Origin of the sequence: Anaeromyxobacter dehalogenans 2CP-C (genome assembly GCF_000013385.1) — a bacterium.
In the GTDB taxonomy this organism is placed as follows: domain Bacteria; phylum Myxococcota; class Myxococcia; order Myxococcales; family Anaeromyxobacteraceae; genus Anaeromyxobacter; species Anaeromyxobacter dehalogenans_B.
The window spans coordinates 459,647-475,103 of the sequence record NC_007760.1 but is presented as its reverse complement, the minus strand read 5'-3'; the positions used below and the strand labels follow the sequence as shown (position 1 = coordinate 475,103).

Below are 15,457 nucleotides of genomic sequence, written 5' to 3'. Positions count from 1 at the left end.
GGCGCCGGGGGCGAGTCACTCCCGCTCGAGCACCACCGCCGCGCCCAGGCCGCCCGCCGCGCACACCGTGAGGAGCGCGTGCTGCCCGCCGCGGCGCCCCAGCTCGCGGAGCGTCTGCAGGATCATGCGCGCGCCGGTGGCGGCGAACGGGTGGCCGAGCGCGATCGAGCCGCCGTTCACGTTCAGCTTCGCCGGGTCCACCTCGCCGAGCGGCGCCGACCGGCCCAGCTCGCGCTCGGCGAAGTCCTTGGACGCGAACGCCTGCAGGTTGGAGAGCACCTGCGCGGCGAACGCCTCGTGCATGTCCACGAGGTCCATGTCGGCGAGCCGGAGCCCCGCCCGCTCCAGCGCCACCGGCGCCGCGTAGGCCGGCCCCTGCAGCAGCTGGTCGCGCGGGTCGAGCGCGGCGTAGGCGTAGGCCTTCACGAACCCGAGCGGCCGGATCCCGAGCGCCTTCGCCCGCTCCTCGCTCATGAGCACGAGCGCCGCCGCGCCGTCGGTGAGCGGCGAGGCGTTGCCGGCGGTGATGGTCCCGTAGCGCCGGTCGAACACCGGGCGGAGCTTCGCGAGCGCCTCGACGGTGGTGTCCTTGCGGACGATGTTGTCGCGGGCCGCCACGTGGTCGTACCGCGGCGGCACCGGGACGTGCATGACCTCCTCGTCGAAGCGGCCCGCGTCCCAGGCCTCGGCGGCGCGGCGGTGGCTCTCGTAGGCGAGCCGGTCCTGCGCGGCGCGCGAGATGCCGTTCACCTGCGCCATCTTCTCGGCGCTCTCGCCCATGGTGAGCCCGGTGGTCGGCTCCTTGAGCGCGGGCGGCGTGGGGGTGAAGTCCCTCGGGCGCAGGCCGGCGAGGATGCGGGCCCGGTCCGCGAGCGTGCGCGCGCGGCTCAGCTCCACCAGCGCCTGCGCCAGCGGGCGCGAGGCGAAGATGGGCGCGTCGGAGACCGACTCCGCGCCGCCGGCGATGGCGCAGTCGGAGTGGCCGAGCCGGATCTGGTCGGCCACGTCGGTGGCCGCCTGGATCGACGTGGCGCAGGCGCGCGCCACGGTGTGGGCCTGCACGCTCCGCGGCAGCTGGGTGCGCAGGACCATCTCGCGGCCGATGAGCGTGACCGTGGGCGAGGGGATGACCTGGCCGAAGACGACCGAGTCGAACGCGTTCGGCGGCAGCCCGCTCCGCACCACCAGCTCGTTCACGAGGAGCGCGCCGAGCTCGGTGGCGGAGAGGTCCTTGAAGTCGGTGCCCGCCTTGACGAACGGCGTGCGGAGGCCGGCCACGACCGCGGCCCGCCGGCCGGGCGGAGGAGAACCGTTCATGCCCATGAGCGCAGCTCCGGTTGACTCGGGAATCGGTCGGTTGCCTGGCCAGATTTAGTGAGCATGGCGCGAAGCGTCAACCAAGGACCGCTCCTCCCCCCGTGGGGGATCGGGGTGTGGGGGATGGAGCCGGCGGGCGCCCTTGCGCACGTCAGGGGGGCCGGGCACGATTCATTCATGAGGCGCTCTCGCCAGCTGAAGCCACTTTCGAGCGAGCACCACCAGGCCATGCTGGTCGCGTTCCAGCTCAAGATGGGGCTGGCCGGCCACCCGGAGAGCGCGGGCGCGCCGAAGGACCTGCCGGGGCTCCTCGCCCTGGCGCGGCGCTTCGACGAGCAGGTCTTCCGGACGCACAGCCGCACCGAGGAGGACGTGCTCGGGCGGCACCTCACCGGCGCCGACCTGCACCGGCTCGGCGCGGAGCACGCCGAGCTGACGCGGCTGCTCGACAGCGCGCGGACGGCGCGGCCGCCGGAGCTGCGCGCCGCGCTCACCGCGTTCGCCGAGCTCCTGGAGCGGCACGTCCGCTGGGAGGAGCGCGAGGTGTTCCCCTACGCGGAGGACCACGTGGACGAGGAGACGCTCGCCACCATCGGCGGCGAGCTGGAGCTCCGGCTGGTCCTGGCGCGCACCGAGGCCCGCGCCCAGCGCCGCTGAGCGCAGCGCTACTCCGCCTCGGGCGCGCCGCCGCTGCGCGCCACGTCCTCGCTCTTGACCTTGCCGGGGTCCATCCCCTGCGCGCGCTTCGTCATCTGCGCGAACAGCTCGTCGAACGGCGGCGCCGCCCCCTTCATGAAGCGGAGCGGGTTCACCCGCGCCACCACGAAGTTCTTGAGGTAGGGCGAGTCGAAGCCGCGCGCCTTGAGCCGCGCCACCGCCTCCCCCACCGCGTCGTCGAACGCGAGCACCACGCCGGCGCGCCGCTCGCGCTCGGCCAGCGCCCGGGAGAGCCTGTCGTCCGAGAGCGCGTCCACCTTCCGCAGGATGGGCGCGTAGGCGCCGCCGGACAGGCGCGGCCGCTGCTCGTACGCGAAGCCGAGCGTGACGAGCGCCGGCTCCTCGAACTCGAGCGCCATCTCGCTCTCCTTCGGGTCGAGCGCGCCGGCGAGGTCGCGGTACATGCGCACCACCTCGAGCGCCTTCTCGCGGAGGTTGTGCGCCTTCTCGATGTTGAGCGCGAGGATCTGGTACGCGACCTCGCGCTCGGGCACGAGCAGCGCGAGCACCGTCCTCGCCCCGAGCTCCTTCAGCGCGGTGAGCCGGTGGCCGCCGTTCGGGGTGAGGTATCGCTCGCCCTCGCGCACCGCGACGATGGGGTCGAGGTAGCGGCGGGTCTTGTCCATGGCGAGCGTGAGCTTGCGCACGTGCGCGTCGGACACGTCGCGCTGGAAGGCGGTGCGGTCCACCTTCTCCACCGGCAGCGCCACGAACAGGAGCGGGTGGCCGCCCAGCGGCTCGCGGTACGCCGCCAGCACCGCCCCGCCGTCCGCCTCCACCGCGCGCGCCAGCGCCTCCAGCTCCGGCGGCCGCTCGGCGAGCGCCACCTGCTGGGCGGTGAGCTCGGTCGGCTTCAGCGTCACCCCCTTGCGGGCGCGGGGACGGCCGGTCTTGGTGACCGGGCGCTTCTTCTTCGTGGCGGCCATGGACGCATGGTAACCGGCGGCGCGACACGGGGGTTGCCCCCGGGAGGTCCGGGCCGCAATATCTCGCCCCCGTGATCCAGGTCCACGCCCTCGCCAAGCACTACCGCGTCGCCCGGCGCCCGCCCGGCCTGGCCGCCGCGGTGCGCGCGCTGTTCCACCGCACCTACGAGACGGTGCGCGCGGTGGACGGCATCGACTTCTCGGTGGGTGAAGGCGAGCGGGTGGGCTTCCTGGGGCCGAACGGGGCCGGCAAGACCACCACACTGAAGATGCTCTCCGGGCTGCTGCACCCCACCGCCGGCGAGGTCACGGTGGGCGGGCACGTCCCGCGCCGCCGCGAGCCGGCGTTCCTGAAGGCCATCACCCTGGTGATGGGCCAGAAGCAGCAGCTGATCTGGGACCTGCCACCGGCCGAGACGTTCGAGCTGAACCGCGCCGTCTACGACATCCCGCGGGCGCAGTTCCAGGAGACGGTGGCGGAGCTGACCGAGCTGCTCGAGCTCGGGCCACTCGTGCAGAAGCCGACCCGCCAGCTCTCGCTGGGCGAGCGGATGAAGTGCGAGCTCGCGGCGGCGCTCCTGCACCGGCCCCGGGTGCTGTTCCTCGACGAGCCCACCATCGGGCTCGACGTCTCCATGCAGGCCACCGTGCGCCAGTTCGTGAAGGCGTACAACGAGCGCTACGGCGCCTCGGTGATCCTGACCAGCCACTACATGGAGGACGTGCTGCAGCTCTGCCCGCGCGTGGTGGTCATCGACCACGGCCGGCTGATCTACGACGGCGACCTGCGGGCGCTCGCGCACCGGGTCCGCCCGGACAAGCGGATCGTGCTGCGGCTCGCGAGCGGCAACGGCGCGGCGCCGTCGGGCGGGGAGCTGGCGCGCTTCGGCCAGGTGGTGTCGGCGGAGCCCGGCAGCGCCACGCTGCAGGTGGCGGCGGAGGAGGTCTCGGCGGTGGTGGCCCGGGTGCTCGCGGCCATGCCGGTGACCGACCTCACCGTGGAGGATCCGCCGCTCGAGGAGGTCTTCTCGGAGCTGTTCCGCGCCTCGCGGCTGGCGGCGGAGCCGGCGAAGTAGGACCTCAGCGCTCCTCGTCGCGCGGCGGCGGCACCGGCCGCCCGGCCGGCGCGAGCACCTTCACGGTGGAGGCCTCGCCCAGCGCCAGCCCGTCCCCGCGCGGCTCGGCCCCGGTCACCTCCACCACGTCGCCGCGCAGGAGCCGCTCGAAGGCGCGGTTCCCGGGCCGCACGTGCTTCTCCTGCAGGCTGAGGCCCATCCGGCCCTCGGGGCCGCAGCCCATGTAGCGCAGGCGGCCCTTCGAGGGCAGCGGCTCGGAGACGATGCGGAACACCCTGCCGGCGGGCGGCGCCTGCCAGGCCTCGCCGGGCGCCGCGACGAGGAGGTAGCTCATCTTCACCGCCTCCCGGCGCAGCCCGGCCGCCTTCGCGATCTGCGCCACGAGCGGCGGCGGGTCCACCGGCCGCTCGGCGTGGCACCAGTCGGTCTCGCGCAGCAGCGCCGGGCACGGGCCGCGGAACAGGCAGGGCGCGCGGATCGCGGCGCCGCGCTCGACCAGGAGATCGCGCACGCGCAGCAGCGCCCGCGAGGTGTCGCGGAGCGCCGGCTCGACCACCAGCAGCGAGCCGCCCGGCGCCACCAGCCCGAGCGCCTCCTCGAGCAGCCCGGCGCGGCGCCGGTCCTCGTCCTGGCCCTTCCACAGCTCGTTGAGGACGTGGCCCATCGAGACGAGGTCGAAGCGGCGATCGCCGGCGAGCGCGGCGAGGCCGGCGCGGGCCGGGTTCCACTCGCGGGTGGCGAGCGGCTCGCCGGCGTGGCGGGCCAGCTCGCGCGCGGCGGCGAGCGCGCGGGCGGAGCGGTCGGCGGCGGTCACCTCCGCGGCGCCGGCGTCGAGCGCGGCGAACGCCATGGGGCCGGGGCCGCTGCCCAGGTCGAGGACGGCGCGGGGGCGCCGCGGCAGCTCCGAGAGGATCCCGCGGGCCTGGAGGTACGAGACCGGCCAGTAGAACAGCAGGTAGGCGCCGAGCAGCCGCTCCTCGTCCATGTAGCGGGCGCCGGCCAGCTCCCGGTCGCGGGTGAGGCCGCGGGAGAGCCGGGCCACCGCCGCCCCCACCTCGCGCAGCTCCTCGGGCAGGAGCGCGTCGGGCGGGGGGCGGGGTCCGCGGCGCGGCGGGCCCTTGCGCGCCGCGCGCCAGGTGGCGAGCAGGCGGGGGACCCAGCGCGCGAGGTCGTCGGCGGGCGTGTTCGGCGGCACGCCCGTGGTTCTAGACCAACCCGCGCGCCGGCGGAACAGCGGGCGTTCAGGCGAGGTCGAACACGAGGACCTCGGCGGTGCCCTCCCCGGCCCCGGCGAGCGCGACCTCCGCCTCGCCGGACAGCGCCGCGCCGTCGCCGGCGCGGAGCCGCTCGCCGTTCACGGTCGCCTCGCCGCGCGCCACCTGCACCCAGGCGTGCCGGCCCGGCGCGAGCGGGAGCGCGACGCGCTCGCCGGCCGCGAGCAGCGTGGCGTACACCCGCGCGTCCGCGTGGAGCGTGGTCGCGCCGCCGGCGCCGTCGGGCGCCGCGACGAGGCGCAGCTTCCCGCGCCGCTCGGCCTCCGGGTACTCCCGCTGCTCGTAGGACGGCTTCAGGCCCTGGCGATCGGGGATGAGCCAGATCTGGAGGAAGTGGACCTCCTCGCGATCCGAGCCGTTGTACTCGGAGTGCATGACGCCGGTGCCCGCGCTCATGCGCTGCACCTCGCCCGGCCGCAGCCGCCCGCCGCCGCCGGTGGAGTCGCGGTGCGCGAGCGTGCCGCCGAGCACGTAGGAGAGGATCTCCATGTCGCGGTGGCCGTGCGTGCCGAACCCCTCGCCGGGCTTGACGCGGTCCTCGTTGACGACGCGTAGGGCGCGGAAGCCCATGTGCGCCTCGTCGTGGTAGTCGGCGAACGAGAAGGTGTGGCGGGTGTCGAGCCAGCCGTGGTCGAAGTGGCCCCGGGCCTCGGTCTTGCGGACGGTGATCATGCGCGGAACCTAATGGCGAGCTCCGCGCAGTCCAGCGCAGGCCATGCCGATGGCCCCGCGTATGGGCGAGGCAGGGCGAGGCCGCGCGCCGTCACTCGGGCAGCGGGATCTCGAGCACCATGCCGTCGTGCGCCACGTCGAGCGGGCCCTGCCAGGCCTCCCGCGCCTGCTGCACCAGCGGCTCCCAGGCGCGATCGTACCGGGTGGAGAGGTGCGTGAGCACCAGCCGCCCCACGCCCGCCTCGCGCGCCACCTGCGCCGCGCCGCGGGCGGTGGAGTGGAGCGTCTCCTCGGCCCGCTCCACCTCGCCGTCGCCGAACGTGCAGTCGTGGACCAGCACGTCCGCGCCGCGCGCCGCCTCCACGGTGGCCGCGCACGGCCGCGTGTCGCCGGTGATGACCAGCGCCCGGCCCCGCCGCGGCGGCTCGACCACCTCCTCGGGCCGCACCGCCCGGCCGTCGGGGAGCGTCACCGCCTCGCCGCGCTGGAGCGCGCCGAACAGCGGGCCCTTCGGGACGCCCAGCGCCGCGGCCTTCTCCGGGTGGAAGCGGCCCGGGCGCGCGTCCTCGCGCAGCGCCCAGCCGAGCGACGGGGTGCGGTGCTCGGTGGGGAACGGGACCATGGCGCAGCCGTCGCGCCGCACCGCCTCGCCCGCGCGCACCTCGTGGATGCGGACCTCGTAGCTGAAGCGCTCCGCGCCGGTGAACAGCATGGTCTCGAGCAGCCGCTTCGCCGGGCGCGGGCCGTACAGGTCGAGCGGCTCGGCGCGGTTCTGCATCGAGAGCGTCCGCAGGAAGCCGATGGCGCCGAGGTAGTGGTCGGCGTGGAAGTGGGTGAAGAAGATGGCCGCCACGTCGAACCCGGCGCCGAACTGGATGAGCTGGCGCTGGGTGCCCTCGCCGCAGTCCACCAGGAACAGCTCGCGCTCCCGCCGCACCGCGTGGCCGGTGAGGTTGCGCCGGATGGTGGGCTGGGCGGCGGAGGTGCCGAGGAAGGTCAGGCGGAGCATGCCGGCCGGAATGTAGTCGAACCGCGGTCCCGGCGGCACGCCGGATGTGTGGTTGGGCCGGACGACCTGCGCCGCGTAGCGGCGCCCGCGGGGACCTCGCGCGTGCCCGCGCATGCGGGCGCGCGAGGTCACGGGCCCCGCGCAGCAGGGTGGGGCCCCGCGGAGCTCCGCTCCGTGGGGCGGGGCGCAGCCCCGTCAGAACATCGACCTCGCGCGTGCCCGCGCATGCGGGCGCGCGAGGTCACGGGCCCCGCGCAGCAGGAGTGGGCCCCCGACGCCCTTCGGCAAGCTCAGGGCGGCGGGGCGAGGGCGCAGCCCTCGCTAAGACGACGCGGAGGTGTAGCGGGAGATGGACCGCAGCCACACCGCCCGGGCCAGCCCCGCGAACGCCACCGCGCCGGCGGCGATGAGCAGCGCCCGGGGCGGCGCCAGCCGCCCGAGCAGCGCCTCGGCCGGGAAGGTCGTCATGACGGCGAGCGGGACCACGAACGTGAAGATCACCCGGAGCGCGCCGCGGAACACCGACGCCGGCCAGCGCGCGGCGTCGTAGATGGACACGAACAGGAACGAGAGGTTGTCCACCTTCACCACGAAGAACGCGGCGGCGACCACGATGATCCAGAGCGAGTACAGGATCACGGTGGCGGCCGCGAACAGCAGGCAGGCCGCGAGGACGCCGCCCGCCTCCGGCAGCCGGCCCATGCGGTGGAACGCCACCGCGAAGATGACGAGGCCGCCGAGCACGTCGATGATCCGCCAGGGCTCGAACTTGGCCGTGGACACGAGGAACTGCGCGTCGGCGGGCTTCAGCAGGACGAAGTCGAGCGTGCCCTTGCGGATGTGCTCGACCACGGTGGTGAGCGACGGGTTGACCGCGCCCTCGAGCACGCCCTTCATGAGCGTGAACCAGCCCATCACCACCAGCGCCTCGTCGAAGCTCCAGCCCGCCACCGCCTCGCGGCTGCCGTAGACCACCAGCAGCGGCACGAGCGACCAGCCGGTCCAGAAGAGCGCCAGCGCGCCCTCCACCAGGAACTCGACGCGGTACTGCATGGCCACCGCGGCGGAGGCGCGGAACTGCACCGCGAGCAGGCGGAGGTAGCGTCCCACGCCCCTACCCTCCGAACGCCGCGAAGCGGCGCAGCCCGAGCGCCCAGGCGCCCCGCGCGCCCAGCGCCAGCGCGACCACGAACGTCCACTGGACGGCGAGCTCGGCGAGCGCGACCGGGCGCGGGGTCATCCCGATGATCATCTCCACCGGGAACGCCAGCATGTACCGGAACGGCAGGAACCGCGCCGCGGTCGCCACCCAGTGCGGGAACAGCTCGAGCGGCACGAGGTACCCGGAGAACACGCCGAACAGGCCCAGCCAGATCTCGAACAGCGAGCCGGCCTGGTCGATCCAGAACGCCAGGGCGCCGATGATCGCCATCGCGAGGAAGGTGATGAGCCAGGCGCCCAGCACCGTGACCGGGAAGAGCGCGAGGAGCAGCGGGTCGCCCGTGAGCCGGTCGCGGCCGACCACCAGCAGCGCGCCGAGCGCGATGGGCAGCGACACCAGCATGCGCACCGGGAGCGCGGACAGGTTCTCCGCCGCGTAGGCGAGCAGCGGGTGGACCGGCCGGAGCAGCCGGAACGCGAGCGTGCCCTGGCGGATCTCGTAGTTCAGCTCCCAGATCACCCAGGCGCCGGTGAGCAGCCGCACCACCAGCGTGGCGAGGTAGTAGGCGACGAAGTCGCGCTGGCCGAACCGCCCCACCGGCGCGTCGCGGGCCACCGCGGTCCACAGCGCCAGCATGACGAGCGGCATGTTGGTGGAGAGCAGCCACACCACCATCTCCGCGCGGTACGCGACCGCCTCGGCGAAGCCGACCTTGAGGAGCGTGGGGATGGCGCGCAGGGTCCGGGGCACGGGCGGGCGGAAAGGTAGATCGCCGCGCGCCCGGGCGCCACGGAATGGCGCGGGGGCGCTACCCGTAGGACTCGCGCTTGACGCGGTCGCGCGGCACGCCGAGCTCGTCCAGCGCGCCCAGCGCGGCCTCCAGGAACCGGGGGGCGGGGGTCTCGCCGCGCTCCTTCGCGGCGGCGCGCTCGATGGGCCCGACCGCGGGGCCGCAGGCGTAGTACAGGGCCGCGCGCGGATCCGGGACGAGCTCGCGGAGCAGCTCCGCCGAGATGCGGCCGCGCCGCACCCCGGGCCCGTGGCGCTCCGGCTCCGGCTCGCGGGTGAGCGTGTGCACCACGCGCAGCCGGTCGGGGTGCTCGGCCTCGAGCTGGCGCAGGCCCTCGCGGTAGATGACGTCGTCCCAGGTCCGGTTCGAGTACACGAACGTGTGGCGCAGGCGCGGGTGCTCGCGCAGCGCGTGCTTCAGGATCGACCAGTTGGGCACCGAGCCGGAGCCGGCCACCACGTGCACGAGGTGGTCGGTCTTCTCCTCGACGCGCGGGGGCAGCACGTACGGGCCGGTGAAGCCGGTGATGACGAAGCGGCTGCCGCGCGGCGTGCGCCGCACCAGCATCGGCGAGAGGAGCGGCGGGTAGCGCGTGCGCCCGCTCTGGTACGTCTCCTCCTTCACCGTGATGGCGAGGTAGCGCTCGTGCGGCGCGGACGCGAGCGAGTAGGCGCGCGGCGCCTCGCGCTTGCCCTTCAGGTCCTCCAGGTAGGCCACCCACCGCTCGAGCGCCGGGAACTGGCGCGGGTCGATGGTGAGGAAGTGGCCGGCCAGGTAGTCGAGCCGGTCGTTGCCGGTGAAGAGCACGAGCGTGGTGGTGTCGGGGGTCTCCTGGATGACGTCGGCGACCATCACCTCCAGGTCCTTGATGCGCCGGCGGGGGACCTCGGTGCGCACCGCCTCGCCCTCGGGCGGCACGGCGGTCCGGACGACGCGGGTCTCGAGGGCGGGCTCGCTCATCCGATGGGACATAGGCGGGGCTGCGCCGGCCCGCCATGCCGCGATCGAGGCCACCGGGGCCGGGCGACCCCGGCGCCGGCGGGCGATCAGGCCTCGAGCCAGGCGGCGAACGCGTCGAAGGCGTGCGGCCGGCCGAGGAAGTCCTTCACCAGCTCGGCCGCGGGCTTGGAGCCGCCGGGCTCGAGCACCGCCTTGCGGTAGCGGCGCGCCGGGGCCGGGTCGAGCAGCCCGGCCTCGCGGAACGGGCCGAACAGGTCCTTCGCGATCACGAGCGACCACATGTACGTATAGTAAATGGCGCTGTACCCGTCGAGGTGCCCGAAGGACTCCTGGAAGTAGGTGCCGGGCACGTGGCGGAACGGCGTGTAGCGCTCCTGCAGCTCGGCGACGAGCGCGGTGGTGTCGAGCGCGGCCGGATCGCGCCGGTGCAGCTCGAGGCTGGTCGCGGCGTAGAACATCTGCTGCCGGACCATGAGCCCCTTGCCGTACTCGTCGGCCGCCTTCATCCGCGCCACGAGCTCGGCGGGGATGGGCTCGCCGGTCTCGACGTGGCGCGCGAAGGTGGCGAGGACCGCCGGATCCCACACCCACTCCTCCAGCATCTGCGAGGGCGCCTCCACGAAGTCCCACTCGGTCGCGACGCCGGACTGGCCCGCCCAGCGCGTGTGGCCGCCGAGCACGTGGTGCAGCAGGTGGCCGAACTCGTGGAAGAACGTGCGGACGTCGCCGTGCTCCATGAGCGCCGGCGCGCCCGGGGCCGGGCGCGGGAAGTTGCACACCAGCACGCCCTCCGGCAGCCGCCGGCCGGCCTGGCCCGACGCGAGCGTGAACTGGGCGTAGTGCTTGTACTTGCCGTCGCGCGGGTGCATGTCGAGGTACACGCGGCCGAGCAGCGCGCCGTCCTCCACCACGTCCCAGGCCTCGACCTCCGGGTGCCACACCGGCGCGTCCGGCGCGCGGCGGTACGCGATCCCGAAGATCCGCCCGGTGACGTCGAGCACGCCCTGCTTCACCCGCGCGTACTCGAAGTAGGGCCGGACCGACTGCGAGTCGAAGCCGTAGCGCTCCGCCTTCACCCGCTCCTGCAGCCAGGCCGAGTCCCAGGGCTCGACGCGATCGGCGTCCGGGCGCTCCTCGCGCTTGCGCTCGAGGAGCTGGGCGTGGTCGCGCCGCATGCGCGCCTCGGCGGCGCGCGCGATCCGCTCGATGAAGTCGGCCGCCGCGCCCTCGCTGCCGATCATCTTGTCCTCGGTGACGTAGGCGGCCCAGCTCGGGTAGCCGAGCAGCCGCGCCAGGTCGGCGCGCCGCGCCAGCATGCGCGAGAGGACCTCGAGGTTGCGCGGGTGGCCGCGCAGCCGGTACAGCCGCCAGAGCGCCTCGCGCGCCGCGGCGCTGCGCGCGTACGTCAGGAACGGCACGTAGTCGGTGTTGTCGGTGGTGAGCGTCACCCGCCCGTCCGGCCCGGGCGGATGCGCGCGGCGCCAGTCCTCGGGGAGCCCGTCCAGCGCGGCCGGCTCGACCTCCAGCCGGCGCACGTCGTCCTTGATGTTGCGCCCGAACTCCTGCCCGACCCGCACCAGCTCCTCGCGGAGCGCCTTCACGCGCGCGCGGGTGGCGTCGTCGCGGTCCACGCCGGCCCGGCGGAAGTCGCGCAGGCTCTTCTCGACCAGGTGGCGGGTGGCGGCGTCGAGGCCCGCGGGGTCCAGCCCCGCCAGCGCGTCGTACAGGCCGCGGTCGAGCGACAGCTCGGTGGAGAGCGCGTCCACCTCGCGCTCCGCGGCCTCGGCCGCGTCGCGCAGCGCCGGATCCGGGTGGACGTTCCGGGCCAGGCTGGCGCGCGAGGCGGCCTCGGAGAGCGCCGCGAACGCGGCGTCGAACGCCTCCAGCGTGGCGAGGCCCCCCGCCGGCCCGAGCGCGCGCGCCCGGGCGGCCTCGGCGCGGGCGCGGTCCATGTCGCGGCGGCAACCCTCCGTGAAGGCGGCGGGCGTGCCGGTCAGCTCGCGGGAGGCCTCGGGGCGAAGGGGCTCGGACATGGCCTCATGTGTACTTCGCCCCGGGCCGATCCGCACGGGGCCGGTGCGGGGCCGGACCCGCGGTGCGCGCCGGGCCGCGGCGGCGCGGGGCCCCGTGCGCGCCGGGCGCGGATCACAGCTCCGGCTTGGTCTCGCGCATCATGAGCGCCGTCACCGCCTCGCGCGGCGCGAGCCCCTCGTACAGCACCCGGTAGATCGCCTCGGTGATGGGCATCTCCACGCCGAGCCGCTTCGCCAGCTCGCGCGCGCTGCGCGCGTTCCGCACGCCCTCCGCCACCTGCCCGAGCTCGCGCTGGATCGCGTCGGCGGTCTTGCCCTCCGCGAGCCCGCGCCCGACGGTGCGGTTGCGCGACAGGTCCGACGAGCAAGTCAGCACCAGGTCGCCGAGGCCCGCCAGGCCGGACAGCGTGAGCGGGTTCGCCCCCTTGCGCACCGCGAGGCGGGTGATCTCCGCGAGCCCGCGGGTGACGAGCGCCGCCATGGCGTTCGCGCCGAAGCCCATGCCGTCGGAGATGCCGGCCGCGATGGCGACGACGTTCTTCACGCAGCCGCCGATCTCGCAGCCCACCACGTCACCGGACGTGTACGGCCGGAACGTCTTCGTGTGGAAGGCGTCCTGCACCTGCTTCGCGATCCGCTCCCAGCGCGCCGCCACGGTGACCGCGGTGGGCAGCCCCTTCGCGACCTCCTTCGCGAACGACGGGCCGGACAGGACCGCCAGGTAGGGGTGGAGCGGCACCGGCAGCACGTCCTCGACGACCTCGGTCATGGTCATGAGCGTGTCGAGCTCGATGCCCTTCGCGACGCAGACGATGGGCGTGCCCGCGTGGACGTGGCGCTTCGCCTCGATCACCACCGGGCGGACGGCGTGCGACGGCACGGCGAGGACCACCAGCTCGGCGCCCTCGAGCGCCTTCGCGACCTCGGCGCTGGCGTGCAGCGTCGGCGGGAGGTGCAGGCCCGGCAGGTAGCGCTCGTTGCGGTGGTTGCGCGCGATGTCGTCGAGGACCGCGGCGTCCTTGTCCCACGAGGTGACGGTGTAGCCCTTGCCGGCGAGGAGGGATGCGAGCGCGGTTCCCCAGGAACCGGCGCCCAGGACGGTGGCGCGCATGATGGGTTCTCCTTTGCGGCCATCCTAGCCAGGAGCGGTCCGCGAAAAGGTCTTGATTCTGCGGGGAGGGCCGGGAAAGGGACGGCTGACGCGGCGCGGCGGCGCCGCGGCCCGGCGCGGTGCGTCAACCGGCCACGGCCGCGACCGCGGCGAGCACCAGCACCACGCCGAGCGCCACGGCGGTCGGCCGCCAGGGCTGCAGCCGCCACGCGAACGGGCGCTCGTGCTTGCGGTGGAAGCGCGGCAGCGAGACGTACTCGCGCCAGCCCTCCTCGCGCCGGCGGCGGGCGCCGTCGCGGTCGCCGAGCCGGTCGAGCGCGCGCGCCAGCCAGAGGCGCCCCTCCACCGATCCGGGGCGCTCCACCAGGAGCCGCTCCAGCGCCTCGCGCGCGCCGGCGGCGTCGCCGCGGCCGAGCCGCTGGCGCCCGAGCTCGAGGTCGATCTCGCCGGCGCGGAAGTCGGGATCCGCCGCGCGGGCGACGGCGAGCGCGCGCTCCGCCGGATCGGCCTGCCCGCTCCGCCCGAGCGCCGCGCCCATCAGGAACGCGGTGTGCGCGTCCTCGTCCCCGGCCTCGACGTTGGGCCGGAGGACCGCGGCGGCGCGGGCCGGGCGGCGCCCCGCGAGCAGGAGATCCGCGAGCTCGAGCCGCGCGCGGCGGTCGTGCGGGTTCACCTCGAGGGCGCGGGCGAGCTGGAGCCGGCGGCGCCAGCGCGCGACGGTCCGGAGCGGGTCCGGCAGGACGCCGACCGTCATCCGGTCGGTGAGCCACCAGACCGCGAGCAGCAGCGCCAGGGCGCCGAGCGGGCTGCCGGTGAGCTGGACGAGCAGGTAGAACAGGAGGAGCTTGGACATGGGGCGGCGGGAGCCTACCCGCCGGCGCTCCCGGATGCGAGCGCCGGCGGTCCCGCGCCGGTCCTCAGGGCTGCGCGGCCATCACCTGCACGTCCTGGCCGTACTCCGGGCGATACGGTCCGGCCGGGAAGCCCGGGCCGGGCCACGCGAACGCCTGCGCGTTCGCCTGCCGCGCCAGCGGCATGTAGTTCGGCGAGGCCTTCGTGACGGCGGCGTTCACCAGCGCGCCGATGAGGCCGCCGCCGGAGTTGCCGGGCTGGTAGCTCATGGACCGCCGCTCGGTCCACAGCGTCTGCCCGGTCTTGCCGTCCTTCAGCACGTACTCGAACTCGACGTTCACCTGCGTGGTGACGACCATGTACTTCGCCTCCCACTTCTCGACGGAGGCGAGGAGCACCGCGTCGGCCCCGAACAGCGAGCAGAGGCGGACCGGGTCGGCCCCGTGCACCAGCGACGCGTCGGCGAGGCCGTCGTCCTCGAGCACCCGCTTCACCAGGTTCACCGGGAACACGTAGTAGCCGCGCTCCGCCACCGGCACCGGCAGCGTGGAGAGGAAGTACTCCGGCGCGTCGATCTCGACGCTCTTGTTCACCACCGGCACCACCAGGATGGCGCGGGGCCGGGCGGTGTTGAACGCGCCGTAGTCCTTCTTCACCTGGGCCGTGCCGCAGGCCGAGAGCAGCGCGGCGAGCGTCGCGAGCGAGGCGAGCCGTCCTGCGGGCGATGCGAGCCGTCCTGCGAGCGATCCGAGCCGTCCCATGTTCACCTCCGCTCCAGCGCGCCGGCCGGCCCGTGCGTGGCGGCGGGCTTCGCCGGCGCCTTGGCCGGCGCCTTCGTGGCCTTCACCGGGACGGCGGCGGCGGGCTTCGCGGGGGCGGGCGCCACCGGCTCCTTGCCGCCGCGCCGGTCGGCGAGGCCGATCATCTTCTGCATGAGCACGCCGGACTCGGGCCACTTCTCGCGCTCGAGCTTGAAGTAGCGCGAGGCGTCCTCGTACCTGGCCTCCTCGTACAGCGCGTAGCCGTACTCGGCGTAGCAGCCCGGCGGCACCTTCTCCCCGGCCTGCTCCGCGCCGTCGATCACCACCCGCAGGCGCTCGACGAACGCCTCGCGGTCCTGCGGGTTCTTGTAGTGCGCGTACAGCGCGTCGTCGTACTCGCCCCAGTGGTAGAGGCTGCGCCCGGCGCACCCCTGCAGCAGGGCGGCGGACGCCGCGAGGACGAGGATCGCTCGGAGGGGCGCGCGCATCTCAGTGCACCCTCACCGTCTTCAGCTCGCTCTCCACGAACACGGTCTGCCGGTACACCGCGGCGCCGGACGGGTCGCGGATCTCGACCTGGTGCGTGCCCGGCTCGACGCGCAGCACGGCGGGGTTCCCGTCGTACGCGCTCGCCTCGCCGACGGGCTGCCCGTCCACGACGAGCACCGCGCCGGCCGGCGCGCCCACCACCGCCAGGCTGGGGCGGCTCTCGACGGACTTCACGACGGTCTGCGGCATGGCGCAGCCCGCCACCAGCGCGGCGGCCGCCGCCGCGAAGAGCACGTTCCGCATGGCGT

General features: G+C 74.9%; 16 protein-coding genes. 2 read left to right on the top strand and 14 right to left on the bottom strand.

Annotated features, from left to right (window positions below; genetic code table 11):
- Positions 1-15: 15 nt before the first annotated feature.
- Positions 16-1,323 (bottom strand): acetyl-CoA C-acyltransferase FadI, encoded by a 1,308-nt coding sequence (gene fadI, locus ADEH_RS02095; RefSeq protein ID WP_011419466.1) that lies wholly within the window; start codon positions 1,321-1,323, stop codon positions 16-18.
- Between the two features lie 171 nt (positions 1,324-1,494).
- Here fadI and ADEH_RS02090 point away from each other — a divergent pair, with 171 nt between their 5' ends.
- On the top strand, positions 1,495-1,974 hold the full coding sequence (locus tag ADEH_RS02090) for a hemerythrin domain-containing protein (RefSeq protein ID WP_041453269.1): 480 nt from the start codon (positions 1,495-1,497) through the stop codon (positions 1,972-1,974).
- 8 nt (positions 1,975-1,982) lie between these two features.
- Here the strand turns inward: ADEH_RS02090 and ADEH_RS02085 are convergent, their stop codons facing one another.
- Positions 1,983-2,960, bottom strand: a complete 978-nt coding sequence (locus ADEH_RS02085) for a ParB N-terminal domain-containing protein (RefSeq protein WP_041453268.1) — start codon at positions 2,958-2,960, stop codon at positions 1,983-1,985.
- A gap of 71 nt (positions 2,961-3,031) precedes the next feature.
- On the opposite strand from ADEH_RS02085, the gene ADEH_RS02080 reads away from it, so the two are divergent.
- Positions 3,032-4,036 carry an ABC transporter ATP-binding protein gene (locus tag ADEH_RS02080; protein WP_011419463.1) on the top strand — a complete coding sequence of 335 codons (1,005 nt, stop codon included), beginning with the start codon at positions 3,032-3,034 and terminating at the stop codon, positions 4,034-4,036.
- Between the two features lie 4 nt (positions 4,037-4,040).
- Here the strand turns inward: ADEH_RS02080 and ADEH_RS02075 are convergent, their stop codons facing one another.
- The 12 genes from ADEH_RS02075 to ADEH_RS02020 form a co-directional block, all read right to left on the bottom strand.
- Positions 4,041-5,231: a small ribosomal subunit Rsm22 family protein gene (locus tag ADEH_RS02075; RefSeq protein ID WP_011419462.1), complete on the bottom strand. Its 1,191-nt coding sequence runs from the start codon at positions 5,229-5,231 to the stop codon at positions 4,041-4,043.
- A gap of 46 nt (positions 5,232-5,277) precedes the next feature.
- The gene (locus ADEH_RS02070; RefSeq protein WP_011419461.1) at positions 5,278-5,982 is read right to left on the bottom strand and encodes a pirin family protein; all 705 of its coding nucleotides are present in this window, start codon (positions 5,980-5,982) and stop codon (positions 5,278-5,280) included.
- A 91-nt stretch (positions 5,983-6,073) separates the two neighbouring features.
- Entirely contained in the window at positions 6,074-6,991 is a 918-nt protein-coding gene (rnz, locus tag ADEH_RS02065) for a ribonuclease Z (protein WP_011419460.1), read from the bottom strand.
- Positions 6,992-7,312: 321 nt separating this feature from the next.
- Positions 7,313-8,101: an ABC transporter permease gene (locus ADEH_RS02060; RefSeq protein WP_011419459.1), complete on the bottom strand. Its 789-nt coding sequence runs from the start codon at positions 8,099-8,101 to the stop codon at positions 7,313-7,315.
- Between the two features lie 4 nt (positions 8,102-8,105).
- On the bottom strand, positions 8,106-8,903 hold the full coding sequence (locus tag ADEH_RS02055; protein WP_011419458.1) for an ABC transporter permease: 798 nt from the start codon (positions 8,901-8,903) through the stop codon (positions 8,106-8,108).
- Positions 8,904-8,961: 58 nt separating this feature from the next.
- A complete protein-coding gene (locus ADEH_RS02050) occupies positions 8,962-9,903 on the bottom strand; it encodes an oxidoreductase (protein ID WP_232287408.1) in 942 nt (313 codons plus the stop codon).
- Positions 9,904-9,989: 86 nt separating this feature from the next.
- Positions 9,990-11,936, bottom strand: a complete 1,947-nt coding sequence (locus tag ADEH_RS02045) for a M3 family metallopeptidase (protein ID WP_011419456.1) — start codon at positions 11,934-11,936, stop codon at positions 9,990-9,992.
- Positions 11,937-12,048: 112 nt separating this feature from the next.
- Positions 12,049-13,047, bottom strand: coding sequence for an NAD(P)H-dependent glycerol-3-phosphate dehydrogenase (locus ADEH_RS02040; RefSeq protein WP_011419455.1), 999 nt, complete (start codon positions 13,045-13,047; stop codon positions 12,049-12,051).
- 124 nt (positions 13,048-13,171) lie between these two features.
- The gene (locus tag ADEH_RS02035; RefSeq protein WP_011419454.1) at positions 13,172-13,900 is read right to left on the bottom strand and encodes a tetratricopeptide repeat protein; all 729 of its coding nucleotides are present in this window, start codon (positions 13,898-13,900) and stop codon (positions 13,172-13,174) included.
- A 64-nt stretch (positions 13,901-13,964) separates the two neighbouring features.
- Complete coding sequence (locus ADEH_RS02030; protein ID WP_011419453.1) at positions 13,965-14,660, bottom strand: DUF799 domain-containing protein; 696 nt, start codon at positions 14,658-14,660, stop codon at positions 13,965-13,967.
- 2 nt (positions 14,661-14,662) lie between these two features.
- On the bottom strand, positions 14,663-15,148 hold the full coding sequence (locus ADEH_RS02025) for a DUF4810 domain-containing protein (protein WP_011419452.1): 486 nt from the start codon (positions 15,146-15,148) through the stop codon (positions 14,663-14,665).
- A gap of 1 nt (position 15,149) precedes the next feature.
- Positions 15,150-15,452, bottom strand: coding sequence for a hypothetical protein (locus tag ADEH_RS02020; RefSeq protein WP_011419451.1), 303 nt, complete (start codon positions 15,450-15,452; stop codon positions 15,150-15,152).
- Positions 15,453-15,457 lie beyond the last annotated feature (5 nt).